Source organism: Lentzea sokolovensis, assembly GCF_033949975.1.
In the GTDB taxonomy this organism is placed as follows: Bacteria; Actinomycetota; Actinomycetes; order Mycobacteriales; family Pseudonocardiaceae; genus Lentzea; species Lentzea sokolovensis.
In genome coordinates, this window is sequence record NZ_JAXAVU010000016.1 from 390084 (window position 1) to 414168 (window position 24085).

16 protein-coding genes are annotated in these 24085 nt (G+C 69.5%); 9 read left to right on the plus strand and 7 right to left on the minus strand.

What is annotated here, in order from left to right; genetic code table 11:
* Positions 1-10: 10 nt before the first annotated feature.
* From SK854_RS42185 to SK854_RS42200, 4 genes are all read right to left on the minus strand, one after another.
* On the minus strand, positions 11-853 hold the full coding sequence (locus SK854_RS42185) for an NAD(P)H-binding protein (RefSeq protein WP_319980756.1): 843 nt from the start codon (positions 851-853) through the stop codon (positions 11-13).
* A gap of 31 nt (positions 854-884) precedes the next feature.
* Complete coding sequence (locus tag SK854_RS42190) at positions 885-2069, minus strand: NAD(P)/FAD-dependent oxidoreductase (protein WP_319980757.1); 1185 nt, start codon at positions 2067-2069, stop codon at positions 885-887.
* Positions 2070-2151: 82 nt separating this feature from the next.
* Complete coding sequence (locus SK854_RS42195; RefSeq protein ID WP_319980758.1) at positions 2152-3096, minus strand: RNA polymerase sigma-70 factor; 945 nt, start codon at positions 3094-3096, stop codon at positions 2152-2154.
* Positions 3097-3625: 529 nt separating this feature from the next.
* Positions 3626-3808 carry a hypothetical protein gene (locus SK854_RS42200; RefSeq protein WP_319980759.1) on the minus strand — a complete coding sequence of 61 codons (183 nt, stop codon included), beginning with the start codon at positions 3806-3808 and terminating at the stop codon, positions 3626-3628.
* Between the two features lie 154 nt (positions 3809-3962).
* Between SK854_RS42200 and SK854_RS42205 the strand changes: the two genes are divergently transcribed.
* Genes SK854_RS42205 through SK854_RS42225 form a run of 5 tightly spaced genes read left to right on the plus strand, consistent with a single transcriptional unit; the run spans position 3963 to position 12438 of the window.
* Positions 3963-5576 carry a S8 family serine peptidase gene (locus SK854_RS42205; RefSeq protein WP_319980760.1) on the plus strand — a complete coding sequence of 538 codons (1614 nt, stop codon included), beginning with the start codon at positions 3963-3965 and terminating at the stop codon, positions 5574-5576.
* Positions 5573-6760, plus strand: coding sequence for a trypsin-like serine peptidase (locus SK854_RS42210; RefSeq protein WP_319980761.1), 1188 nt, complete (start codon positions 5573-5575; stop codon positions 6758-6760). Before SK854_RS42205 ends, SK854_RS42210 begins: the two co-directional genes overlap by 4 nt.
* Before the next feature lie 22 nt (positions 6761-6782).
* Positions 6783-7868: a hypothetical protein gene (locus tag SK854_RS42215; protein ID WP_319980762.1), complete on the plus strand. Its 1086-nt coding sequence runs from the start codon at positions 6783-6785 to the stop codon at positions 7866-7868.
* 50 nt (positions 7869-7918) lie between these two features.
* Positions 7919-11350 carry a trypsin-like peptidase domain-containing protein gene (locus SK854_RS42220; protein ID WP_319980920.1) on the plus strand — a complete coding sequence of 1144 codons (3432 nt, stop codon included), beginning with the start codon at positions 7919-7921 and terminating at the stop codon, positions 11348-11350.
* 17 nt (positions 11351-11367) lie between these two features.
* A complete protein-coding gene (locus SK854_RS42225) occupies positions 11368-12438 on the plus strand; it encodes a trypsin-like peptidase domain-containing protein (protein WP_319980763.1) in 1071 nt (356 codons plus the stop codon).
* Positions 12439-12695: 257 nt separating this feature from the next.
* Here the strand turns inward: SK854_RS42225 and SK854_RS42230 are convergent, their stop codons facing one another.
* A complete protein-coding gene (locus tag SK854_RS42230) occupies positions 12696-14546 on the minus strand; it encodes a DUF1996 domain-containing protein (protein WP_319980764.1) in 1851 nt (616 codons plus the stop codon).
* 323 nt (positions 14547-14869) lie between these two features.
* Between SK854_RS42230 and SK854_RS42235 the strand changes: the two genes are divergently transcribed.
* On the plus strand, positions 14870-15763 hold the full coding sequence (locus SK854_RS42235; RefSeq protein WP_319980765.1) for a CPBP family intramembrane glutamic endopeptidase: 894 nt from the start codon (positions 14870-14872) through the stop codon (positions 15761-15763).
* A gap of 51 nt (positions 15764-15814) precedes the next feature.
* Here the strand turns inward: SK854_RS42235 and SK854_RS42240 are convergent, their stop codons facing one another.
* Complete coding sequence (locus SK854_RS42240; RefSeq protein ID WP_319980766.1) at positions 15815-16312, minus strand: hypothetical protein; 498 nt, start codon at positions 16310-16312, stop codon at positions 15815-15817.
* A gap of 88 nt (positions 16313-16400) precedes the next feature.
* Positions 16401-16919 (minus strand): RICIN domain-containing protein, encoded by a 519-nt coding sequence (locus SK854_RS42245; protein WP_319980767.1) that lies wholly within the window; start codon positions 16917-16919, stop codon positions 16401-16403.
* A 287-nt stretch (positions 16920-17206) separates the two neighbouring features.
* Here SK854_RS42245 and SK854_RS42250 point away from each other — a divergent pair, with 287 nt between their 5' ends.
* The 3 genes from SK854_RS42250 to SK854_RS42260 all read left to right on the plus strand — a co-directional run bounded on the left by SK854_RS42250 (position 17207) and on the right by SK854_RS42260 (position 24081).
* Entirely contained in the window at positions 17207-20215 is a 3009-nt protein-coding gene (locus SK854_RS42250) for a substrate-binding domain-containing protein (protein ID WP_319980768.1), read from the plus strand.
* A gap of 143 nt (positions 20216-20358) precedes the next feature.
* Positions 20359-20919, plus strand: a complete 561-nt coding sequence (locus SK854_RS42255; protein ID WP_319980769.1) for a hypothetical protein — start codon at positions 20359-20361, stop codon at positions 20917-20919.
* A 30-nt stretch (positions 20920-20949) separates the two neighbouring features.
* Entirely contained in the window at positions 20950-24081 is a 3132-nt protein-coding gene (locus tag SK854_RS42260) for a BTAD domain-containing putative transcriptional regulator (protein ID WP_319980770.1), read from the plus strand.
* Positions 24082-24085: the final 4 nt, after the last annotated feature.

Here is a 24085-nt window from a genome sequence, read left to right on the forward strand (position 1 = left end):
GTCGCGGTGATCAAGGACTGAAGGCAGATGCGTTGTCGTGCGCCCAGTCGGCGAAGGTGCGCGCGGGACGGCCCAGGAGGTCTTCCACGGTGCGGGTTGTGGGGCCGGGACGTTCGCTGTAGTCGGCCAGTGAGCCGAGCAGGCGGGCAGGGACCTCCTCGGGCAGTCCTTGCGCGAGCATGCCCTGCCGCACCTGCTCGGCTGGAAGCTCCTGGAAGGACAGCGGCCGGTCGACGGCGGCGCCGATGAGCCGCACCTTCTCGTACTGGTCCAAGGACTGCGGGCCGGTCAGCGTGTACACCGACTCCGCTGGGGTGTTGCCGCGGAGTGCTTCCACGGCGACCGCGGCGATGTCGGTTTCGTGGATCGGGGAGGTGGCGGCTCGGCCGTACGCGCCGCGCACCACATCCCCCGCTATGACCTGTGGCGCCCATGCCAGCGCGTTGGCGGCGAAGTCGGCCAGGCGCAGGACCGTCCACTTCAGACCAGAGCCGGTGACGAGGTCCTCGGCTGACTTGAACTGGGCGGCGAAGCGGGCTTCCCCTGCCGGGTGCTCCACGGTGACGGCCGACAGCAGCACCACGCGCTGAACGCCTTGTTCGGCGGCCAGCTTCAGCAGCTCGGCGAGGCCGGGGCCGGTGGCCCGCGGGCTGATCTGAATCGCCTCGACTCCTCGCAGCGCCGACTCGATCCACTGTGGACTGAACAGGTCGCCGCCGACGACCTTCGCGTGGCCGGGAAACGGGGACTTGCCGGGGCCGCGGGTGACCGCGGTGACGGCGGTGCCTTCGTGCAGGAGCAGGTTCATCACCTGACGTCCCACGACGCCGTTGGCGCCGGTGATCAGCATCATGACGGTCGTTCCTCCTTGCGGTGGTGGGATGTCACGCGGCGATCGTGAGGGCCTCTTCGGCCGGGACGGCGTGGCGGCGACGGACCGGGGACATCAACGTCGGGTGGGAGATGCTCCAGGCGGCGGCCTTGCAGATCAGTTCCTTGAAGCGGACGGCCATCTTGCCGATGACCGCGGACGGCTTGGGCTCGTCGTCCGGGGTCACCCACTGCAGGATGGCGTCGCGGCGGCCGAGGCTGAAGCACTGGGCGGTGTAGCCGATCTTGTTCGGAGGGATCTGGCGTCCGGTCAGGCGGGCCGCGATGACGTCGGCCGCGAGGTGGGCCGAGGGAACTCCCGAGGCGCAGGACATCCGCAGTGGCGTGCCGCTCGCGCCCGGAGCGAGCGCGGCATCACCGACGGCGTAGACGTCCGGGTGTGACACGGACCGCATCGTGTCGTCGACGACGATCTGTCCCGTCGCGGACACCTGCAAGGTCGTGGCCATGGCGATGGGATGGACGGCGAAGCCGGCCGTCCAGACGGTCACCTGGGCCGGGATCGTGCGGCCGTCGGCGGTGACCACGCCGGTCTGCTCGACGCTCGCGATGTCGGTGTGCTCGTGCACGGTGATGCCGAGCCGGTCGAACGCCTTGCGGAGATGGCCCTGGGCCTTGTCCCCCAGCCAGTCGCCGAGGCCACCGCGGGCGGCGAGTGAGACTTCGAGGTCCGGCCGGGCTTCGGCGATCTCGGTGACGGCTTCGATGCCGGTGAGGCCGCCACCGACGACGAGCACGGTGCCGCCCCCGGCGAGGTCGGCCAGAGAAGCGCGCAACCGCAGCGCGGACTGCTTGCCGGCGATGTCGTGGGCGTGCTCGGCGACGCCGGGTACGCCGCAGGTGCCGGCGGTGCTGCCGAGTGCGTAGACGAGCGTGTCGTAAGCGATCTCGCCAGGACCGTCGGCCTCGACGACGTCAACGGTCTTGCGTTCGGCGTCGACGGCGGTGACCCGCGCCAGCCGCACGTGCACACCCGTGCCCGCGAAGACATCGGTCAGCGAGCGGGGCAACAGGTCCTGGCCCGCCGCGAGCTGGTGCATGCGGATGCGCTCGACGAACTCGGGATCGGCGTTGACGAGGGTGATCTCGGTGCCGGTGGGGTGCAGCCGCTTGGCCAGGCGCCCGGCGGCGTTGGCTCCGGCGTATCCGGCCCCGAGAACGACAATGCGGTGCTTCATGGTGTTGCTCCTGTCCGGTCGGTGTGTGCTCCCTGAACCGGACAGCGGCGCGAAACCTGACAGCAGCGCGGAGTGACCTGCGTCACCAGTTCCCGGTGAGCGGCTCCCCGTGCCCGGACGCGGACCACTGGCGCGTCGCGCGTTCGAGCTTGCCGGGGTTCGCCTGGGCGTGGACCGCCGCGATTCCGTCCGCGGTCACGTCCAGCGAGAACACTCCGGCGACCCGATCACCGACCACCATCACCAGCGCGGGTACGCCGTTGGCGACCGCGGCGAACAGGTCGGGGCGACCACCGATCATCTCCCACTTGGCCTCGCTGGGCTTGAACAGCGTGCGAAGGAACCTCGCCACCCGCAGGGCACCGGTGATCGGCCGAGGCGCCGACAGGACCACGCCGCCACCGTCGCCGGCGCTGATCGCATCGTCGGTCAGCATCCTCACCAGCGACTCGGTCTTGCCGCTGAGTGCCGCGGCGAGGAACTCCTCGACGATCCTGCGAGCCGCCGTCGCGTCGACCTCCACCCTGGGCCGGTCGGCGGTCAGGTGCTGCTTGGCACGCCGGTAGACCTGCTGACAGTTCGACTCGGTGAGGTCGAGCACCTCGGCGATCTCGCCGTGCGAGTATCCGAACGCTTCGCGCAGCACGTACACAACGCGTTCCTTCGCCGAGAGGCGCTCCATCAGCGTGAGCATCGCGATCGAGACCGATTCACGCTGCTCGACGGTGTCGGACGGACCCAGCATCCGGTCCCCGGCGAAGACCGGCTCAGGAAGCCACTGGCCCACATAGGTCTCCCGCCTGGCCCGCGCCGAAGTGAGCCGGTTCAGGCAGATGTTGGTGAGCACCTTCGTCAGCCACGCCTCATGCGTCTCGATGAGCGTCCTGTCGGCGGACTGCCAGCGCAGGAACGTGTCCTGCACCGCGTCCTCGGCATCGTTGGCCGACCCCAGCAGGCGGTAGGCGATTGCCTCCAACCGCGCTCTGGCCGTCTCGAACACCTGGACCTCATGCGCGCCGACCAGCATGATCTCATGTTAACCATCCGGCGTGGTTCGACACCTTCGGTCCCACCAACTTCCGGAATCCCAACTGGCGAGTGCAGGCTCGAAGTCAGCGCTGCTCCTCAACCAGGGACACGATCACCCGAGCACGCTCTCAGTCTGGGCGAGATGCGCTGCCACGCCGCAGTGACGACTTCCTGAGCGGAGCACGGTGGCGGCGACCTGGTGGCCGAGTCTGACCAGCTCGCCTTGGATCCGCCGACATCCCCATCGCGGGTTCTCTCGGGCGAGCCGCAGCACGAGCGTCTTGATCGGTGCCCCAGGTGGGCATCCGTCGACCGGCTCATCGCCCAGATCTACCGCCGGCTGATCGCCCCCGCACGTGAACTCCACATCGGACTCACCCTCGCTGACATCACCAGCCGCGAACTCCGCGGGTCCGCCGCACGCGCGTAGGCACGTCATGCCGGGCGCACGGTTGTTCTCCGGACTGTGCGCCCGCGCCACGAACCGCTCCCGCAACCGCGGCCCGAGTGCGTCAGTGGCGTAGTGGTCAACGCCGTGCCCACCAGGTCGTCCGGCCGTCCAGATCGATGTCCGCGAGGGTCAGGAACTCCGCCGGCCGGCCGAGCACGTCTCCGAAAGCCAACCCGTACAACGAACCCGCGATTCGATCCACGGACCCGACTCCGCGGAGCCGCACGAACCCCCGGAACGTCAGGCGGTAGTCGTCCACCTGCGCTAGGTGATTCACCCGACTGGACGACAAATCGCGGCTAACTGTTTCCCGTCTTGCCGCGACTGCATTGACACGACGGCCGCGCGGCGAACAAGCCGCCCTTGTCCCCTCTTTCCACGTCGGCGGCGAATTGCGTCCCAGGAAAGGCACGATGATGGTGAACGCGTACGACGCTCTCCTGGTCGCGACTCACGAGGTGCCTGCCGCGCCCGCCCGTTTCGCCCTCGTCCTGCAGCCGTCGCAGGATCCCGCCGAACGCACCTCAGCGGTGCTGAATGCCCTGATCGGGCTCGGGGCCACGGTGAAGCCACTGTCCTCACTGGACCCGCGGGTGCTCGTGGTGGAACTGCCCGGCCGGGTGTTCACCGACCCGGCTTCGTCGTTCGAGGCGGCCTATGCGCTCGCCGACCAGTTCGACGTGGAGGCCGCCGAACCCGACCTCCCGACGGATTTCTTCCCTGATTCCACATCGGGGGAAATCAGGTTCGCGGAGGAGTCCGCGGGATTCCCTCCTGGGTGCTGGGTCCCGGAACGGCCGCAGTTGTACGACAATCCGTTGTGGGCGCTCAAGAACATGAATGTGCCCGAGGCCTGGAAGTACTCCCAGGACCACGACAGGCCTGATCGCGGCGACGGAATCATCGTCGCGCAGCCCGACACCGGCGTGACGGCGCACCGGGAGCTGGCAGGCACGCTCACCGTGCCGGGCTACGACGTCCTCGATCGCGACAGCGATCCGACCGACCCGCTCGGACCGGGCGGCAATCCGGGGCACGGCACAGCGACCGCCAGTGTCCTGGTCGCCTCCGAGACGCCGACGGTGACGGGGAGCGCGCCGAAAGCCCGGCACATGCCCATTCGCGCCATCCGCAGCGTGATCCGCGTTTCCCAGGTCTCCGTCGCGGAGGCGATCGACTGGGCCACCGACCACGGTGCCCACGTCATCACGATGAGCCTCGGTGGTCTCTTCTCATTCTCACTGCACCGCGCACTGCGACGGGCGGTCGCGGCCGACGTCGTCGTGCTGGCCGCGGCGGGAAACTGCGTCCGCACGGTGGTGTGGCCGGCGCGGTACGAAGAGTGCGTCGCGGTCGGTGGCGTCAACTGGGAGGACGTGCAGTGGCCCGGCAGTTGCCGGGGTCCGGCGGTGGACGTGTCGGCACCGGCGGAGAACGTGCTGCGCGCGACCGTCCGCAACGGCGACGGCGCACGTGACTTCGGCCAGGGGCAGGGCACGAGCTTCGCGGTGGCGCTCACGGCGGGAGTGGCCGCGCTCTGGCTGGCACACCACGGTCGCGCCAACCTGATCGGTGCTGCGCGAGCGCGTGGCGAGACCTTGCAGGCGATGTTCCTGCGACTGGTCCGCGCGACGGCGCGACGGCCGACCGACTGGAAGTCCTTCGAGATGGGCGCGGGCGTGGTCGACGCCAGAGCGCTGCTCGCTGCCGACTTCGACCTCGGCCGCGACCGGGAGACCCTCTCGCACACGGCGGGCGCGGACGTGACCGTGCGATCGCTGGTCGCCGAGGCGGTGAGCCCCGAGGCCGCAGTGGACGACGAGCTCGACTGGCACCGGTTCGGCCCCGAGCTCTCCTTCGCGATGCTGCGCGAGCAACAGGTGAGCGGCGGCCTCCAGGCCGAGACACCCGCCGCGCCGGCCGACCTCTCCGCGACGCTGGCGAAGGCACTGACAAATCCGAAACTCCTGCGACGGTTCGGGCTCCACACGTCCGAGCCCGAGGTGGGTGTGAAGGGGGAATCATGACCACGAACACCACTTCCGGCAGGGCAGAACGCCTGCGGCAGCTCGTGTGCGTCCGCTCGTATGCCGACAGCAACGGCATAGGACTGGAATCCGTGCCGATGGACGAGGTCGGCACCGGGCCCGGCGCCGTCGACGTCGTGGGGCGGGTGGAGGCCGCGCTCGACGAGGTGCCGTCCTGGGTCGACGATCCGCAGGAGTACCGCCGGGCTCTCAAGGTTCTCTTGCGGGAGACAGAGAAAACGGCCCTGCGCATGGACGCCGGTGCGGAAACGCCCGACGACGACGCCGACGCCGTGGTCCTCGAGGCCGTCGTGCGAGCGGACGGCACGCGTCCTTCACTGTTCGTCCAGGACGATCAGGTGGACGACAAGCTTCCGCTCGTGGGCCAGTGGGCCGCCGACCTGGTCGCCAGCCGCAAGCCGCTGCGTCACGTCATCAAGGCCGTCGGCAGGATCCAGCCGGACAACGCCACCGGCCGCAACTTCTTCGGCACCGGCTGGGTGGTCGACACCGACAAGGGCCTGGTGCTGACCAACCTCCACGTCCTCGAGGCGATGTGGAAGCGGCTCGGACACCTGATGCGGCAGACCAGGACCGGGTTCGAGGTGCTCGGCGGCGCCTACATCGACTTCGCGGCGGAGTCAGGCCGCGACCGGACGAACCGCTGCCGGATCGTCGCGGCGACACCGTCCGGTGTGGACGGCAAGGACTTCGCACGGCTCGACGCGGCGGTGTTGCGCATCGAACCGGAGAACGGCGGCAAGGTCCCCGCCGCCATCCCCGTGTCGGGCAACCCCGACGGGCCTCAGGGTTCGCTGGCCTCGCACTGCGTCGTCGGCTACCCCGGCCCTCCGCCGTACACGTCCGGGACCACCAACGGCGTCGACTGGGCGTGGGTCAACGCGACTCTCTTCGGCAACCGGTACGGCGTCAAGCGGCTCGCACCCGGCAACACGCACCGGCCGCTGGGATCCTTCGCCCCGAAAGATCCTGAGAAGTGGGTGTTCGGCCACGACTGCACGACGCTGGGCGGCAACTCCGGCTCGCCCCTGCTGGCGTGGAAGGAATCCACGCCAGCCGCGTTCGGGCTGCACTTCGCGGGCGCGACGGCGGACACGAACTGCGCGCATGCCATCTCCGCCTGCGCCAAGCAACTCCGGGCGCTCGGCGTCCCGGTCCAGTAACCGGCCACGGAGACCGCACACGATGACGAACCCGCTCCTCGATCAGCGCCGCTACCTCTGGGACCGGGAAGAGGCCCAGCACGTGCACATAGCGCTGTACCAGGGCGTGTCGAAGGCTGATGACATCGACCTCCTCTACAAGATGGTCTCCGCCGACCTCCCGCAGCTCGCACTGGAGGGCCGGACGCCGTATGCCATCTGGAAGGACGCGCTCGAGAACATCGCCGCACACGGCTTGTTGCGTCAGTTGATCGCGCTCCCCCGAGTGCAGGCGATGCCGGCGGCCCGCGACGCGGCGGACGCGATGCTGGCCGCCGACATCGAGATCGGAGCCCGCACGGTTCTGCACGACGGCCAGATCGTGCTCGACCGCGTGCGGCTCGACCGGCTGCTCAGCGATCTCGGGCCCGACCTCTCCCCGACGAAGGTCATCCTGGTGCGCGGCGCGCCGGAGAGTGGGAAGACCCACAGCAGACATCGGTTCGAGCGGATGGCGCGCACGTGGGGTGCCGATCCGGTGTACCTGTTCGACGGCCTGGTGGCCACCGTGGACGACGTGGTGAAGAAGCTCTTCGCCGTGCTGCGAACGGTCGACGACGTGCCCCCTCGGGGAGACTCGACGATGGACGCCTGGTTCCGCGACGTCTGCTTCAAGATGCAGGAGCTCGCCGCGGCGCGTGGCCGTCCACTGTGGATCGCGGTGGACGACCTCGGCGTCGCCGCCGACGGCACTCCCCTGCTGGACCAGGAGATCAGGCGGTTCTTCGACCAGTTCGCGCTCAACCTCGTCGACTCGAGCTTCAGCGCCTGGTTCCGGCTGATGCTGATCCACTACCCGGAGGGCCCCGTGCCGACGAAGTGGGAACAGGACCTGTGGCACGAGGAACGGACCGACGAGGCGGACGTGCGGCAGGAGCACGTCGCCGACCTCATCCGCTCGTGGTCGGCCGCGCGCAGCCGGAAGGTCCTGGAGGAGGAAGTGCTCGAGCTGGCCGGACAGGTGATCGAGACGGCGGAGGCACGACCGCCTGGGAACGGGTGCAGGTTGCGGCACATCAAGAACGCGCTGGAAGCGACGCTCCGCAACCTCGAGGGGAGCCGGCCGTGATCCTCGGAACAGTGGAGTCGGCCCACGAGCTCAGGCCATTCCTCGACGACATGCACGAGGCGGCGCACGGCGTGGTCCAGACGGGCGGGATAGGTTCCAGATGGCGGTCCACGGCATGGCTCATCACGGATTCGCTGGTTGTCATGCCGGATCACGCCACGACAGAAGGGAGCCACGAGGTTCTCTGCTTCTTCGGCGGAACGAACGACAAGACATCATTCCGAGGTCGCTACGTCTACCGCACGTCGTCCTTGCCTGACGCACACCTGATCGCCGTGTTTCGGCTGAATGAACCGCACCCCGGACGAGCGTTGCGACTCGGCACTGGAGAAGCCTCACCGGGACGTCCCGTCGTGTTGCTGCACCATCCTCTGGGTGCTCCGCTCCTGCATTTCGGTTTCGGCCGGGTGCTCGGAGCGCAACCACCGTGGCTGCGCCATGACGTTGACACCCAGGGCGGGTCCGGCGGTGGTCCGGTTCTCGACTTGAACACTCGCACTGTGCTCGGTATGCACACCGGCCGGACTGGGGGCAACGAGAATCCCCAGAACCAGGCCCTCTCGCTCGCCACGATCCTGGAGTTGTTGAGAAATTCGCCAGTGTGGAACGAGATCGCCGAGTACCACGGACTCGCCGACGTGTCCGCCGCCCGGCTGAGCCTCAGCGGCCCGCTGGTCGTGACGCGGGTGGACAACGACCTCGTGCCCGCCGCCATGCGGTGGAGCTTCGACCCTCAGGAACTGCCCGCGTCGGTACGGGATCGGCTGCGTCCGCTGGTGGGAGACCCGGACGCGCCACGCTGGTCCCTGTTGACGCACGAACGCCAGCGCCTGATCAACTCCGCCGGAACGCTGGCCGCGTTGCGCGAGGCACGTGGGCGGTCCGCCGGTGACGAGCACGCCGACCAGCGCACCATCGACCGGATTCTCGCGGGACCGCCCTATTCGCTTGCCGAGGTCGCGGACGAGGACCTGCCCTACTGGCTGCAGGCCGTGCGGTGGTTCGCCGCGGTGGCACCGGATCTGCCCTCCCCCGCCGCCGTTCACCAGGCCCTGGAACGGCGACGGGTGCGCAGCAGGCTCCACGAGATCGCCGGGGTTCGTTTCCGGGGACGGCGCGTCGAGCTGACCATGCTGCGGAACTGGTTCCACGAAACGGATGCCGGGCCGATGGTCGTCACCGGCATCGGCGGCATCGGCAAATCGGCTCTGGTGGCGCGGTTCGCCGAGGAACTGCTCCCGGACACCTTGCTGCTGTGGCTGGACTTCGACCGCGCCGATCTCGCCGCCGACGACGCCCGGTCCGTGCTGGGCTCGCTCAGCGAACAGGCACACACCCAACTCGACGACTTCGAAACGCCCCGCTTCAGCGACAGGTCGTGGCAGCGCGACGCCGATCTGCTGGCCGGCGCCCTCACCGCGGCCATGCCGCCAGACCGGCCGGTCCTGCTCGTGCTGGACGGGTTCGAGGTCGCTCAGTACGCCAGGCGTCATCAGGAGATCTGGCCGGTGCTGGAACGGCTGCGCGGCCACGTGCCCCAGCTGCGGATCCTGGTGAGCGGCCGTGCGCCCGTGCCCAGCCTGATGCTCGCGGGACGGCTCCGCCACACGATTCCCCTGCTCGGTCTGCCTCCCGAGGACGCCCGAAGCTGGCTGGCGGACCGCGGTATCACCGATCCTGCCGTGCTCGACCAGCTCGTGGTGACCTCACGCGGAATTCCGCTGGTGCTCAAACTCGCGATCCGCCTCATCGAGATGGGCGGTGATGTGCTGGATCTGCCCGAGTCGCTCCCCAAAGCGCTCATCGAGGGATACCTCTACCAGCGCATCGTGGATCGCGTGATCGACCCGGCGCTGAGGCCGCTGGTGCGGGACGCGTTGGTGTTGCGGACACTCACGGCGGACGTCGTGCGCGAGGTTCTCGGCGAAGCCCTGCCGCGCGATCTGGATCCGGCCGAGGCCTACTCCCAGCTGTCCAGGGAACTCGGTCTCGTCGAGGACGTCGAGGGGGACGCAGGAACGACGCTGCGCCTGCGGCCGGAGGTGCGCACGGCGACGCTCCGGTTGTTGGAGGCCGACGACCTGGACCGGGTTCGCAAGATCGACCGCAGAGCGGCCGACTGGTATGCGAGCCACGCCTCAGGCGACGCCTCCGCCGCCGAACTGGTCTACCACCTGCTCCGGCTCGGTGATGTGCCTACAGCGCAGCGAGTCTGGACCAGCGGCTGCGCTCCCCTGCTGCGGCATGCCGTCGAGGAGATCCCGGAGAACGAACCCGAGGCCAGGGCTTGGTTGCGGCGACGCACGGATGGCGTGCCCGCGCCGCTGACCGAGTGGGAGAACGACGCGGCGTCGCGGATCTCGGCGGCACTGGCCAGAGACCTCGACCGGGCGGTCCCCGAGATCCTGCGGGAACGCCCCGAGCGCTCGAAGTCCAGTGCGCTGGTCCTCTACGACGCCTGGCTGCGGTGGCGGCAGGGAGACATCGTCACGGCTCGTCGCGTGCTGGCCGAAGCGGGGTTCCCGGACGGGCCGCGCGGCCGTGATCGCGCGATCCTGGGCGCGATGCTGGCCAGGGAGGACGGCGACCGGGAGGCCGCTGACCGGCTGCTCGCCCGCGTCGACTCCCCTGACGTCTGGCCGGACTCCAGAACAGGCCGCAGGAGCGCGCTCGCCGCGCGGGCCGCCAGGGTTCGGCTCACCGTCGACCTCCGGCTGGAACTGGAACTCGCGCACGCCTTGCAGGAGCAGCCAGCCGAGGTGCCCTTGTACATCGGGGAAGTACTGAGGTCAGCGGACGTCGTTTTGCCGTCACTGACGTACCGGTTCATGCCCCTGTTGTGGGCGGAGAGCGTCGGCACGACTTTGACCGCGCCCAAGGACGATTCGGAGGTGCTCGCCTTTGCATCGGCGTTGGAAGAGGTACGTCTCTCACGGCTGCGGGGACCAGGACGGCTCGATCTGCGCCTCGAAGAGGGCCTGTCCGGATGGGGCGCCGCGGATCTCGGTCTGGATCCGGACGACATCTTCCCGCGCTCCGTCGCGGAAGAGCGACACACGCTCGAGATCGGGCTGGACCTGGCGGTGCTGGCCAGGAGGCGGTGGCACCTCGCATCGAGCACGACCTTCATCTCAGACGTGTGCGAACAGGCCCAGTGGTCCTCCAGTCCGCTGAGCCTCGCGGCTGTGGGCACCCTCGCCGCGTGCCGCGGTCTGCCGCTGAGGGTGCGCACGTCGCGCGGAGACTTCGCCGACCTCGACGAGGTGATCAGGTCGTCGAAGATGGCCCGTCTCGTGCAGTTCTCCGCTGAGTCCCGAGATCCCCTGACCGAGGCCGTGCTGAAGCACGAACACGTGTCGAGCGATCCGTTGAGGTCCAAGCCCGGTCGCGGCACGGAAGGCCTTGCGCTGTACCTGCTCGGTCCTGACCCGCTCGACCTGCTCCACCGCCGTGCCCTCGGTCTGCCCCTCACCCCCGCCTGAGTCATCAGGGAGCGATCATGGTCTCCGTCCTCGACGCCTTTCCCTACCCGTTCCACGACCCGGCGGGCCAGCAACTCCACCGCACGTTGATGTCCCTGTACCCGGCCGTCAAGAGTGCCGTGCTGATGGCGGAACGCGCGGGACTCGACACCGGCTTCCTGGACGAACAACAGGCGGTCGCCTTCGTGTGGAAGAACATCCTGCAGATGACCGCCACCCAGGGACTCACCCGCCCGCTGGTCACCGACGTTCTCGGCACGCTGTCGCCGACGAGTCCCGCTCGCCCGTTCCTGGCCGGGCTGCTCGCGGACCGGCCCACCCCGATCTCCAGCGAACGGGTGGGCAGCAACGGCGAGCCGCCCTTCGACGACTCGGTCACCGAACCCGAAGCGCTGCTCTACCAGGACGATCTGACCATGCCGATCGGCCGCGTGCCCGCATTGATCGAGAGTCTGCGGACGCTGGTCGAACTGGCACCCTCGGTCTGCCTGCTCAACGTCACGGCCGGGAACGTCGAGCAGTACGGCACCGGTTTCCGGATCGGTCCGGACCTGCTGCTCACCAACTGGCACGTGCTGCATCGCCGCAACGACGGCGCACGGGCGACGGTCGTCACGGCGGAGTTCGGCTTCGAGGACGACGGTGTGGGCGGCGTGTGCGCCACGACCGCCGTGAAGTGCGACGTGAACGGCATCGAGTCCGACCAGGGCGACGACTGGGCCGTGATCAGGACGACGGGGACCCTCGCCGACAGGTGGCCGGTGGTGCCGCTGTCCTCGGCGGCGACACCCCGGTGCGGCGAGCCGGCGTTCGTGGTGCAGCACCCCCGAGGTCAGCGAAAGCGGCTGGGATTCGTGCGCAACCAGGTCACCTACTGCGACGACCGGCTGGTCCATTACCTCACCGACACCCAGGTCGGTTCCTCGGGTGCGCCCGTCTTCGACGCGTCCGGTCGGCTGATCGCCCTGCACCACGCCGGTGGACGACCGCAGGAGGTGCTGGGCAAGCCGCCCATGCGGAAGAACGAGGGCGTCCGCATCTCGTGCATCACCGATGGTCTCGCGCGACGCGGAGTCGCGGTGCCCTGACCGGCCACCGTCGCGCGGCAGCACGTCGCCTCTCGCCTGCTGCACGACGTGGACTGGACGGCCTGATTCGTCGAGGCGCTCCTGATCGACGATGCCGGTGGCAGGAGTCTCGGTGTGCACGGTCAGTATTCGGGCCCACGCACCAGGGTTCGGGCTGCACGGCGCCCAGGGCCGCGATCCTGCATCAACGCCGACGGGCGGAGCTCTCCCGGACCTGAGGTCTGGGAAAGCTCCGCCCGTGCCGGGTCAGGCGACGGTCAGGAGCACCTGCGCCCGTCGTTCACGCACTTCACGATCTTCGCCATCGTCTCGTCGGAGTTGACGTTGGCGAAGTCGTTGTGGTCGGAGAACGGGTTGTGGTTCTCCTCCGGGAAGGCGTCGAGCTGGTACTGGCCCTTCTGCTGGATGTCGCGGGAGATGTTGTAGGAGATGCTGATCCGCAGCTGCGGGATGGCTTTGAAGCCCTGCGGGCACGCGCCGGTCTGCTTGTCGGCGAACCGGACGTGGTCGCGGTGGTTGGCGCTGTCGGCGTTCTTGCCGTCCCAGCAGCCCGCGAAGTCGTGCACTCGCATGACCTTGCTGCCGTTCGGGCAGATCACGTACTTGTCGGACAGACGGTCCTCGGACCCGCTGCAGGTCCACGTCGCGCGGGCGTTGGCAGGGCCGCGGCTGGTCGGCTTGGCGTCACCGACGACCATCTTCAGGAACTTCGGCATGCCCGTGACCTTGCTGGTCGCGTTGCCCCGGTACTCGATCTTCACCTCGGCCGGCCGGACGATCTTGCCGTTGTTGCCGACGAGCTCGAGGTTCTTGCCGGTGGGAGCGGCCAGGGGCGGCGGGGGCGGCGCGGTGGTGGTCGTGGCACCACCGTTGTTGTTGCCGCCGTTGTTGTTGCCGCCGTTGTTGTTACCGCCGTTGTTCTCGTTGCCGCCTTCGTCGCCCTCGTTGAGACCGCACTTCGCGAGGCGGTCCAGCCCCTGCGGCTTCTCGGCGTTGCGGCCGATCGCGATCGCGATCCGGTCGAGGGTCGCGACCCGCTTGTCCTTCAACGGCCCGAGAATCGCGTTGTCGATGAAGTTCGGTCCGCCCTGACCCTTGGTCTTCACCAAGCGCTGGTTGGCCTCGGCGATCTGCTTGTCCAGCTGGTCGAGGTTGTTGTCCACCTCGTCCAGAGCCTGGTCCGGCACACCCGGCAGCGCCTCGCGCACCGACGGGCACTTGATCGTCGGCGTGGCGGCGTCCTGCTCGGCGCCGTTCTGCTCGGCCTGCTGGAGAACGCCGTCCGCGGCGAACTTGTGCGGCTTCGACGAGTGGTTGCCGCCGCCGTGACCGCCGCCGTGGCCCCACCGCAGGTCGCAGTCGGCGAGCGGCGTCAGGTTCGGCTTGCGCGCGGACCGGCTCAGGGCGTTCGCGATGCGTTCGAGGGTGGCGACCCGCTTGCTGCGCAACGGGCCGAGAACGGTGTTGTTGACGAAGTTCGGGTCGCCGGGGTTCTGGGCGCGCGCCACCCGGTCGTTGGCTTCCCTGAGCTGCTGCGCGAGCTGCTGGAGGTTCTTGATGATCTCGTCGCGCACCCGCTGCGGAACGGCGGGCAGGCGCTGGGCGACGCCAGGACACGCGACCTCGCCCGGGCCGTTCTCCTTGATCTTGTCAGGGTTGGAGCCGACGTCCTGCGGGTTGGCCTTGGTGTTGATGCGCACCACCGGCCAGAAGTAGGACGAGCGGTCACCGTTGCGGCAGGACGTCTCCGCGTCGACCAGGCTCTCGTCGGTCGACTCCGCGCTGATCGACTGGTTGCCCACGAAGTCGTGGACGTGCTGTGCGCCGTGCTTCAGACCCGGCTGGGCAACCGGGTTGTCGGCGCTGAACTTGCCACTCTCGTTCGTGCCGCAGTCGACCCTGAAGACGCCACTGGCGCCGTTCTTGCCGACTTTGGGCTCGACGACGTTCTTGCCCACCTTCTCGATGGCCACGAACGCGCCGAGCGGTGCCGGCTCGCCGTCTTTGGCGGCCAGCGCAACGGTGGCGGTACCCGCTGCGACCACGGCTACCGCCGACAATGATGCGATCAGGCGAAACTTCCGTCTGTCCGTCACGCGGTGGGTCATGCGTACTCCTCGTTCGTGCGGCGCATGAACGGGAGTACGTACAGAACGGTTCATCGGCTCAACCGAATTGTTACCGCCGGACAAGACCGAACGCGGCGACCTCCACAACCGCTCGACCGCGGGGGGCTCGACAACCTGCGATGCCGTGTCGTGGGCGCTCGGTCTCGACCGTCCCGCGTGGGCCCTCGACCTCGGCGCGGCACACACCGCCGCCGGCCTTGTCCGCGTGGCGATCCAGGAACGAGCATGGTGGAGCGGGCTCTACCGTCAAGAGGCCCCTTGCCTCGACTGACTCGCGGACCTGCGGTTTCTAACTTTGTGCCATGACATCAACGGACACCGCCGGCGCACGGGCGCTGGTCCTGCGCCACCCGCTGATCACGTTCTTCACGCTCGCCTACGGCATCAGCTGGCTCGCCTGGACGCCGTACGTCCTGTCGCTGGACGGGCTCGGCGTGCTGCACTTCCGCTACCCGGACTTCCTCGTCGGCAACCAGCTGACGGCGATCATGCCCGGCGCGTACCTCGGGCCGCTGACCGCGGCGTTCACGGTCACCGCGATCACCGAGGGGCGGGAAGGGTTGCGCCGCTGGCGCAAGCGGCTGTTCCAGTTCCGCGCTGACGTGCGGTGGTACGCGTTCGCGTTGCTCGCGGTCCCGATCGCGGTCCTGCTCGGCACGCTGGCGATGGACGGTGCGGAGGAAGCCGTGCGGATGCCGTCGTTGATGGTGCTGGCGGTCTACGTTCCCGCGCTCGTGGTGCAGCTCCTGACCACCGGTCTCGCCGAGGAGCCCGGCTGGCGCGACTTCGCGCTGACCCGTCTGCAGAACCGGCATCACCCGCTGGTGGCGACCCTCGTTCTCAGTGTCCTGTGGGCCGGCTGGCACCTGCCGCTGTTCCTCACCCCGTGGGGCGGGCGTGACACCGGCGCCGAGACCATCGCGTTGTTCTTCGTGGTGGCGCTGGAGATGAGCGTTCTGATCACGCTGGTCTACAACAAGGGACGGCAGAGCGTGCCGTTGGTCATGCTCCTGCACTGTTCCATCAACAACTTCCAGTCTGTCGTGTTCTCCGAGGTCTTCCCGGGAGACGACCCCCGCTGGCTCTGGGGTCCCGCGCTCGGCCTCGGCCTGCTCTCCGCCATCGTGATCGCCGCCACCCGCGGCAAGCTCGGCTACGGCTCCGCTGCACGGCAGACGGTGAGGGCCGACGCATGAACCACGCAACGCGGATGCTCGCCGTGGCCAACAGTTCATCGCCCTTGCCGGTCAAACCCCCAGCTCGTCCTTCTCCCCCAGGCGACGCAACGCGTCGGCGAGCCGTTGCCTGCGGACGCGTTCCGCACGCGACGCGATCCACAGGCAGAGCAGGCCGAGCGGCAGCTCGACGAACAGCGCCTGGGCCCAGGCGAGCGGACGGTCTCGGCGCGGGCTGGACATCGTGTCGAACCAGGCGTCCACGAACAGCAGCGCGCCGGTCACCGCGGCGGGCAGCTGCACGTGGTCGCGCCGCCGCAGGGCCAGCCAGCCGGTGATGACCAGCATCGTCGCGAGCGCGACGTCGAAGACCACCCAGGAGAGCGTGTACTGGCGAAGCGAGGTGGTCAGGAACGCGCCGCAACGCACCTTGGTGTCCGGGCAGCGGCTGGACGCGTTCAGGAAGTCGTTGAACAGCACACCCGCCCAGATCAGCGTGATCACGCCGGCGGCCAGGTAGAACGGGCCTGCCCAGCGCGGCAGCCCAGCGCGTTTCTCCTTTCCTCCCACGCCCTGAAGCCTAGTGAAGCTGATCATCTCCCGCTGTCCGGACGAGGCACGGCCGCGACGTCCACAGGTCGCCGCGGCCGATCCGCCGTCAGACGGGGAAGACGCCGAACGACTGCGCGGCGGTGCCGTTGCAGACGTAGACCTGCAACGCGGCGCCCTCCGTGGACAGCCCGCCCGGCACGTCGAGGCAGTGGCTGCGCGTGCCGGCGACCCTCGACCTGAGAGTCACGAAGTCGGGCAGGTTCCGGCTCGCCTGGAACCGCTGGTTGCTGATGCCCGCACAGGGCCACTGGACGACCGGCGTCCCGTTGTTGTTCCTGCCCAGCACGTCCATGCACTTCAGGGTGACGGCGTTGCGGATCTGGAAGATGTGGTCGTCGTGGTCGACGAAGTCCCAGCGCTGGAACGCGCTGCCGTTGCAGGAGACCTGGACGATCGGCACGCCGTCCGCCGTCGACTCGCCCTGCGGCGCCAGGCACTTGCCGCTGGCCGCGCTCCGGACGGTCACGTCGAAGTGGTCGTCGGCCATGGCCGGAGCGGCGGTGCCGAGCAGACCCACCACGGCGGCGGTCATGGCGAGCGCTGTGGTGGCGATCCGTTTTCTCATCTGAGCAACCTCCCCTGAGCTCAGGCGCCGAACCCGGGCCGCCTGAGGTGGAACACGATGGGTCGTCACGCACCATGGCAATGCCCGTCGACAACCCGTCGACAGTGCGCCGACAACGGACGGACCGTGGATCCTCAGGGAGGTTGACTGCCGCCGGCACTCAGAATCCGATTGTCGACGAGCACGTGGCGACGAGCGGATGACCGTGACGGGGTGTCAGGTATTCCACACCGCGCGTATCATCTGACGCTGGCTTCGACCACCCGACGAGCCAGCTGTGAGGTTTCGTGGGAGACGGCGCGACGGTGCGGCCCACCATCGGCATGATCACGGCAGGCCCGCTCATCGAGCTCGCCGGCGAGCAGTGGCACGGCGTCAGCGACGGCGCGGCCGCCGGTGGTTGCGACCTCGTCTGCTTCGCCGGCACCGAGCTGGCACACCCGGACCGCCACAAACGGCAGGCCAACGCGGTCTACGACCTCATCGCGCCCGGCCGGATCGACGGGCTCGTCATCTGGACGACGCGGATCAGTCAGCAGATCGGTGAGGCCGCGATGCGCGAGTTCGCCGACCGCTACGCGCCCATCCCGATCGTCAGCGTCGAGGCGCACCTGGCGGACTGGCCGACGGTGCTGATGGACAACCGCGCCGGCATGGACCAGGCGGTCAGCCACCTGATCGAGGTGCACGGCCATCGGCGGATCGGCTTCGTGCGCGGTCCGCTGGCGCATGTCGGCGCGCAGGATCGCTACCAGGGCTACGTGGACGCGCTCGTCCGCCACGGCCTGCCGGTCGAGCCGGCGCTCGTGACCGCGCCGGCCCCGTCCTGGGATCCCGCCGCCGCGGCGGACGCGGTCGCCCGGATGCTGGAGGAGGCGGCGGAACCGCCGGACGCCTTCGCGGCGGCCAACGACGAGTTCGCGCTCGGGGTGGTGACCGCGGTGCAGGAGGCGGGCCTGCGCACGCCGGAGGACGTGGCGGTCGTCGGGTACGACAACCACACGTGCATCCGCTCGAACGATCTCGGCTACCAGGCGTCCGCACTGCCGGCTTCGGGCAGCGTGCACCGCAGGGTGAACATCGACGCGGGGACGCCCGCGCTCACCACGGTGCGCGCTCCGTTCCACGAGATGGGGCGCCGGGCCGCCGAACTCGCGTGTGCGCTGGTCCGGGGTGAACCCGCGCCCGCGCTGGAGATCGTTCCCACCGAGCTCGTCGTCCGCCGCTCGTGCGGCTGCATCCCTTCTGGCAACGGGATCTCCGCACCCCCGCACGGTGAGCTCGCCGTACCGGAGCACGACACCGCCGAGGCGGTCGCCGCGAACCTGCGTCAGGGGCTCGGTCCGAAGTCGGCCGTGTTGCCGGACGGCTGGGCCGAACACCTGATCCGCCTGTTCCTGGACGCCGGACGGCCAGAGGGCTTTCTCGGTGTGTTCGCGGAGTACCTGCGCGACAGCGCCCGCGCCGGATGTGCCGCGCAGTCGTGGTGGGCGCCGTTGTTCTACCTGCGCCGGTTCGCTCTCACGCGCGGCGCCGACGAGGGCGCGATCGAGGACCTGTGGCTGCGGGTGCAGCTGATGGTGTCCGACGTGGTCGAGCGAGAGAGGACGTTCGAGTACCTCCTGCACGAACGGCAGGACCAGACCGTGCGCGAGGCGGGCCAGCGGCTGATCGTCTCGCGAGACGTCGCCGAGCTCACCGACGCGCTGGTGGCCGAACTGCCCAGGATGGGAATCCCCGGCTGTCACGTGATGACGTTCGAGTCGACCCGTGAGCTGGCGCGCCCCCTGATCTCGTACGAGAACGGCGAACTCCGGCCGGAGCGCACGGCGCTGACGTTCCGGTCCACCCAACTCACGCCCCACCGGATCGACCGGCCGGCGCCGGGCAACTTCGTGGCCGCCGCGCTCTTCGGGCTCGAGGAGCAGCTGGGGTTCGCGCTGTTCGAGGTGGGCGCGATGCCGGGCTGGGTCTACGAGGCGATCCAGCAGCAGCTCAGCAGTGCGTTGCGCGGCATCAGGATGCTCGAGCGGGAACGGCAGGCCCTCACCGAGGCCGAACAGGCGCGGCGATCGCTGGAACTGGCCCACGCCGAGCTGGAGGACCGGGTGCGGGAGCGCACCGCGGCACTGGTCGACGAGATCGCCGAGCGCGAGCGGCTGGAGGCGCAGCTGCGGCACGCGCAGAAGATGGAGGCGATCGGCCGCCTCACCGGTGGCATCGCACACGACTTCAACAACATCCTGACCGTCATCAACGGCAACAGCGAGGCGTTCCTCCGGCGCTGTTCGCCGGAGGATCCGCGGCGTCCGGAGATCGAGGACATCCGGCACGCCGGTGAGCGCGCGGCGAACCTGACGCACCAGCTGCTCGCCTTCACCCGCCAGCAGGTGCTGAACCCCGATCTGGTGGACCTCAACGCGACGATCACCAAGGTGCGGGCCATGCTGGCGACCCTGATCGGCGAGGACGTGGAGCTGGCGCTGGACCTGCCCGCGCACGTGTCGCCGGTCTGGGCGGACGCAGGCCAGGTCGAGCAGATCCTGTTCAACCTGGCCGCGAACGCCCGTGACGCGATGCCCGGCGGCGGCGTGCTCGGCATCGGCACGGACGACGTCGTCCTCGACGACTGCCACCCCGGCCGCATCGTCGGCGTGCGCCCCGGCGACTACGTGGTGCTCAGCGTGAGCGACACCGGCACCGGCATGGACGAGTCGGTCCAGACGCAGATCTTCGAGCCGTACTTCACGACCAAACCCGTGGGCAAGGGCACCGGACTCGGCCTGGCCACGGTGTTCGGCATCGTGCAGCAGAGCGGCGGCCAGATCGACCTGAAGAGCTCGCCCGGCGCGGGCACGACGGTCTCCGTGTACCTGCCCCGTGCGCAGACACCCGCCGCACCGCTCCCCCGCGCCACGCCCCGGACGTCACCCCACCAGGGCTCGGAAACCATTCTGCTGGTGGAGGACGACAGCCAGGTCCGCGCCGCCGCACGCCACTCGCTGGAGCGGTCCGGGTACGCGGTGATCGAGGCACGCAACGGCCTGCACGCGCTGAAACTCGTCGACACCCACGACGACATCGACCTCATCGTGACCGATGTCGTGATGCCGAAGATGGGCGGACCCGAGCTCGCGGACACGGTGCGGCGGCTCCAGCCTGATCTGCCCGTGCTCTACGTGTCCGGCTGCACGACCGCGGAAGAGCTGGACGACACGGCGGTTCTGCTCGCCAAGCCGTACGCGGAGACCGACCTGCTGGACGTGGTCCGCAGGCTGCTCGATCAAGCAGTCTGATCCCGCCCGGAACCGGTCGAGCGTGTCGCCCCGGCCGTGAGGTCCGTCGCTCGACGATCCTGCGTTGCGACGGCACCATTCGCGCTCGACAGCTACCGCCAGGCGGCCCTGGATCCGCCGCCTCGACCCGAAGTGAAGGCGGGATGACCGGACCGTTCGGCGAAGCGCTGAGGCTCCTCGGCAAGGGGATCACGTGGATCCTCGCAGATTCCTCACGCACGACTTTCGTGACTTACAGCGCGCAGAACCTCGCCAGGAGCTACTCCACCCATCGCGCGCTCAAGAAGCACCGCCGGGAGATCCTGAAGACGGACAAGGTGTCCGCCGCCGCGGAAACAATCAGGGCCACCCTCGACGATCGTCAGGCGGCAGAACTGCGAAGGACCTGGGAGAGCGCGCTGGCGTCGCACTCCACCCCTGTGCCCGACGGGCAGATCACGCTGGTGATCAAGGGAGCGGACGCGGTCTCCCACAACCCCGCCATCGCGCAGATGCTCGACGAGATGCTCCCGGTCGGCAGCCAGGAGCCCGCGAATCGGCGGATCCTGTTCGTCATCGCGCTCTTCTTCGTGTACCTGGCCGCGATGGCCGGCCTCGACACGCGCGACTGGGACCACTACCTCAGCACGGCCGCGTTCCTGGCGCACGCGGTTCTGAGCGCGCGACCCGAGGAGCCGGAAACCCCACCCGAATCCGACGAGTGACCTCGGTATCTTCCTGGCGGGGGTGGTCGCGTGGACTTTCGCGTGCTCGGGCCGTTGCAGGTGTGGACCGAGGAGGGACGGCTCGCGCTGCCGGGCAGCAGGCACCAGCGGGTGCTGGCCGCGCTGCTGCTGACACCGAACGCCGTGGTGACGATCGGCAGACTGGTCGAGGCGACCTGGGACGGCGAACCGCCCGCGACCGCCACGAAGCAGATCCAGAACTGCGTCTCCGCGCTGCGCGACCGCCTCGGCGACACCGGACAGCGGATCATCGTGACCGACGGTCCCGGTTACCGCGTCGCCGTCGGCGACGACGACCTCGATCTGTTGCGCTTCACCAGGATGGTGGCGCAGGCGCGGCAGGCGGCCGACCGCGGTGCGCCGCGCGAGGCCGTGACCCAGATCCGGGCCGCCTTGCGGCTGTGGCGCGGACCGGTGCTCAGCGGGCTGGGCGCGAGTGCGCTGGAGGGCAGGGCGGCTCGGCTGGACGAGCAACGGCTGAACGCCTTCGAGTGCTGCGTCGACTGGCAGCTCGCGCTGGGACAGCACCGGGACGTCGTCGACGAACTGACCGAGGTCGCCACCGAGAATCCGTTGCGAGAGCGGGTGCACGGGCAGTTGATGCTCGCCCTCGACCGCTGCGAGCGGCAGGCCGACGCGCTGCGGGTGTTCGAGAGGTTGCGGACGACCCTGGCCGGGGAACTCGGGCTCGATCCCGGTCAGGAGATCCGGGACCTGCACGAACGCGTGCTGCGCGGCGAGACGAGAACACCTGGCAGACCCACGGACGTCGACGCGTTCACACGGCCCGACGAACTAGACCGGGCGGTGCGCGAGCTGGCGGCGGCGATCGGCAGGCAGTGGACGGCCGAGGTCGAACTGCGGTCGCTGGACCGGCCGCGGCCCGTGCCGCTGAGGTGGTCGAGCACCGAACGCGAGGTGGCGGCCGCGGCCTCGTCGGTGTTGGGTGCGAGGCCCGGCGAGGTGCCCGAACGGCTGATGCTGAGCGGTGACCTCACCGACGTCGTCGAGTCGTTGCGCAAGGTTCCGGCACGTCAGCTCGTGGTGCTCGGCGAGCCGGGCGCGGGCAAGTCGGTGCTGGCGATCCTGCTGACGCTCGGGCTGCTCTCGGACCCCCTGCCGGGAGAGCCGGTGCCGGTGCTGCTGTCGCTGGCGTCGTGGAATCCGCACACCGAACACCTGCACTCGTGGCTGGCCCGCCGGTTGGTCGAGGAGTACCCGGGGCTCGGCAACACCGGCACGTACGGCCGGGACGCGGCGCTGCGGCTCGTGCTCGAGGGGCGGGTCATGCCGGTGCTCGACGGCCTCGACGAGACACCGCCGGGCATGCACAGGGCCGCGATCGACGCCATCGACAGAGCCGTCGCCGGCGGGCGGCCGCTCGTGCTGACCTGCCGGGGCGACGAGTACGAGACGGCAGTGCGGCAGGAGAGGGCGTTCCTGGTCCGCGCCGCCGTGGTGGAGATCGGGCCGGTGCGGGTGCAGGACGCGATCGACTTCCTCACCGCGCGCCGCCGGACCGGCGAGACGCGGTGGCAGCCGGTGGTGCGCGCGCTGCGGCAGGAACCGGACGGAGCGCTCGCACGGGCGTTGCGCACGCCGTTGATGGTCGACCTGGCCGAGACCGCCTACCGTGATCCCGCGACTGATCCCCGTGAACTCTGCGACTCCACGCGGTTCCCCGACCGGGCGGCGGTCGAACGGCACCTGCTCGACGCGTACCTTCCCGCCGTCTACAGCGATCGTCCGGCTCCCCCCGGCGCCGTCACCCCGGCACGCCGCTACGAACTGGACGAGGCACGGCGCTGGCTCGGTTTCCTCGCCCGTCACCTGGACGGCACCCACGACTTCGCCTGGTGGCAGCTCGAACGCGCGGTGCCGGGCGCGATCGCCGGTCTTCTGCTGGGGCTGCCGCCCGCGGTGCTGTTCGCGCTCACCGGCTGGTTGGCGGCAGGTCCCGCGATCGGGGTCGTCTACGGCGTCGCGTTCGGCGCCGCCGGGTTCGTCACGCACCGGGCGATGCGCAGGCCGGGTCCACTGCGGGTGGAGGCGAGGTTCGCGGGTACCGCGGCCGGCTTCGCCCAGCGGTTCGCCGTCGGTGCGGTGATCGGTGTCAGCCTCGGGTTCGGCTGGTCGCTCCCCGTGTGGGTCACGTGCCTGATCTCGGCGGTGTTCGGCCTGGCCGTCGGAGTGCACGTCTGGCTCGACACCCCGCTGGACGCGAACCGCGTCTCCAGCCCTGGCACCGTGCTGCGCGACGACCGCAGGGCGGCGCTCGCCCTGACCGCCTCGTTCGCGACGTCGCTGAGCCTGTTCTTCACACTGGCGCTGCTGCTCACCCCGGACGACCCCACGACCGAGATCCTGAACGGCCGCTTCGACGTGGTCCTGGGTGTGGCGGGCGGGGTGGCCGGGGGTCTGCTGGGCCGGTTGCTCGTCCCCCGTCCCGGCGGTCTCGCCTACGCGGTGGCGGGCGCACTCATCGGTGGACAGGTCTTCGAACCCACGCGGAGCGTCGCGCAGGCGTGCCTCGCGGGTGGGTTGTTCGGTCTCTCGGTGGGGCTGAGCGTGTGGCTGGCCCGGGCCTGCGGGGCACTGGGTCCCGTCGTGGTGTGGCTGGCCGCCCGAGGCCGCGTTCCCTGGCGTTTCCTGACGTTCCTCGACGATGCCCACCGTCGTGGCTTGCTGCGGCAGACCGGTGCGGTCTACCAGTTCCGGCACGTCCGTCTGCAGGAACGCCTCGCCCACGTGCAGGTCAGCGGCGGTGAGGACGGAACGGTGACGGCAGCTGCGTGTCATGGAGACGGGTCGGCAGGGGGTCGGCCAGTCGAAAGGAACTTCTCTGATGCGCAGCTTGAAACGAGCCGGACTCGCTCTGGGGGCCATGGCGTTGATCGCCACCACGACCGCGGGAACGGCCAACGCCGCCCCGTCCTCGTTCGACGTGACGGTGAAGCACAGCTCCGGCGTGATCGTCGGTCACATCACGGGGAACCTGGCTTGGTCGTCCTCCGGGCGGACGGTCACCTTCACGAACCAGACGCTGTCGGTGAAGACGGACGAGTGCGTGAACGTCGGCTACGCCGGCTACCAGGGCAACACGCTGGTGGCTGGCCCAGTCGGCGTGGACTGGGTGTGTGAGAGC

What these genes read in the sequence shown, in the direction of transcription:
- SK854_RS42185 (WP_319980756.1), bottom strand. Translation starts at nt 853, where the DNA reads ATGATGCTGATCACCGGCGCCAACGGCGTCGTGGGACGTCAGGTGATG.
- SK854_RS42190 (WP_319980757.1), bottom strand. Translation starts at nt 2,069, where the DNA reads ATGAAGCACCGCATTGTCGTTCTCGGGGCCGGATACGCCGGAGCCAAC.
- SK854_RS42195 (WP_319980758.1), bottom strand. Translation starts at nt 3,096, where the DNA reads ATGCTGGTCGGCGCGCATGAGGTCCAGGTGTTCGAGACGGCCAGAGCG.
- SK854_RS42205 (WP_319980760.1), top strand. Translation starts at nt 3,963, where the DNA reads ATGATGGTGAACGCGTACGACGCTCTCCTGGTCGCGACTCACGAGGTG.
- SK854_RS42210 (WP_319980761.1), top strand. Translation starts at nt 5,573, where the DNA reads ATGACCACGAACACCACTTCCGGCAGGGCAGAACGCCTGCGGCAGCTC.
- SK854_RS42215 (WP_319980762.1), top strand. Translation starts at nt 6,783, where the DNA reads ATGACGAACCCGCTCCTCGATCAGCGCCGCTACCTCTGGGACCGGGAA.
- SK854_RS42220 (WP_319980920.1), top strand. Translation starts at nt 7,919, where the DNA reads ATGCACGAGGCGGCGCACGGCGTGGTCCAGACGGGCGGGATAGGTTCC.
- SK854_RS42225 (WP_319980763.1), top strand. Translation starts at nt 11,368, where the DNA reads ATGGTCTCCGTCCTCGACGCCTTTCCCTACCCGTTCCACGACCCGGCG.
- SK854_RS42230 (WP_319980764.1), bottom strand. Translation starts at nt 14,546, where the DNA reads ATGACCCACCGCGTGACGGACAGACGGAAGTTTCGCCTGATCGCATCA.
- SK854_RS42235 (WP_319980765.1), top strand. Translation starts at nt 14,870, where the DNA reads ATGACATCAACGGACACCGCCGGCGCACGGGCGCTGGTCCTGCGCCAC.
- SK854_RS42245 (WP_319980767.1), bottom strand. Translation starts at nt 16,919, where the DNA reads ATGAGAAAACGGATCGCCACCACAGCGCTCGCCATGACCGCCGCCGTG.
- SK854_RS42255 (WP_319980769.1), top strand. Translation starts at nt 20,359, where the DNA reads ATGACCGGACCGTTCGGCGAAGCGCTGAGGCTCCTCGGCAAGGGGATC.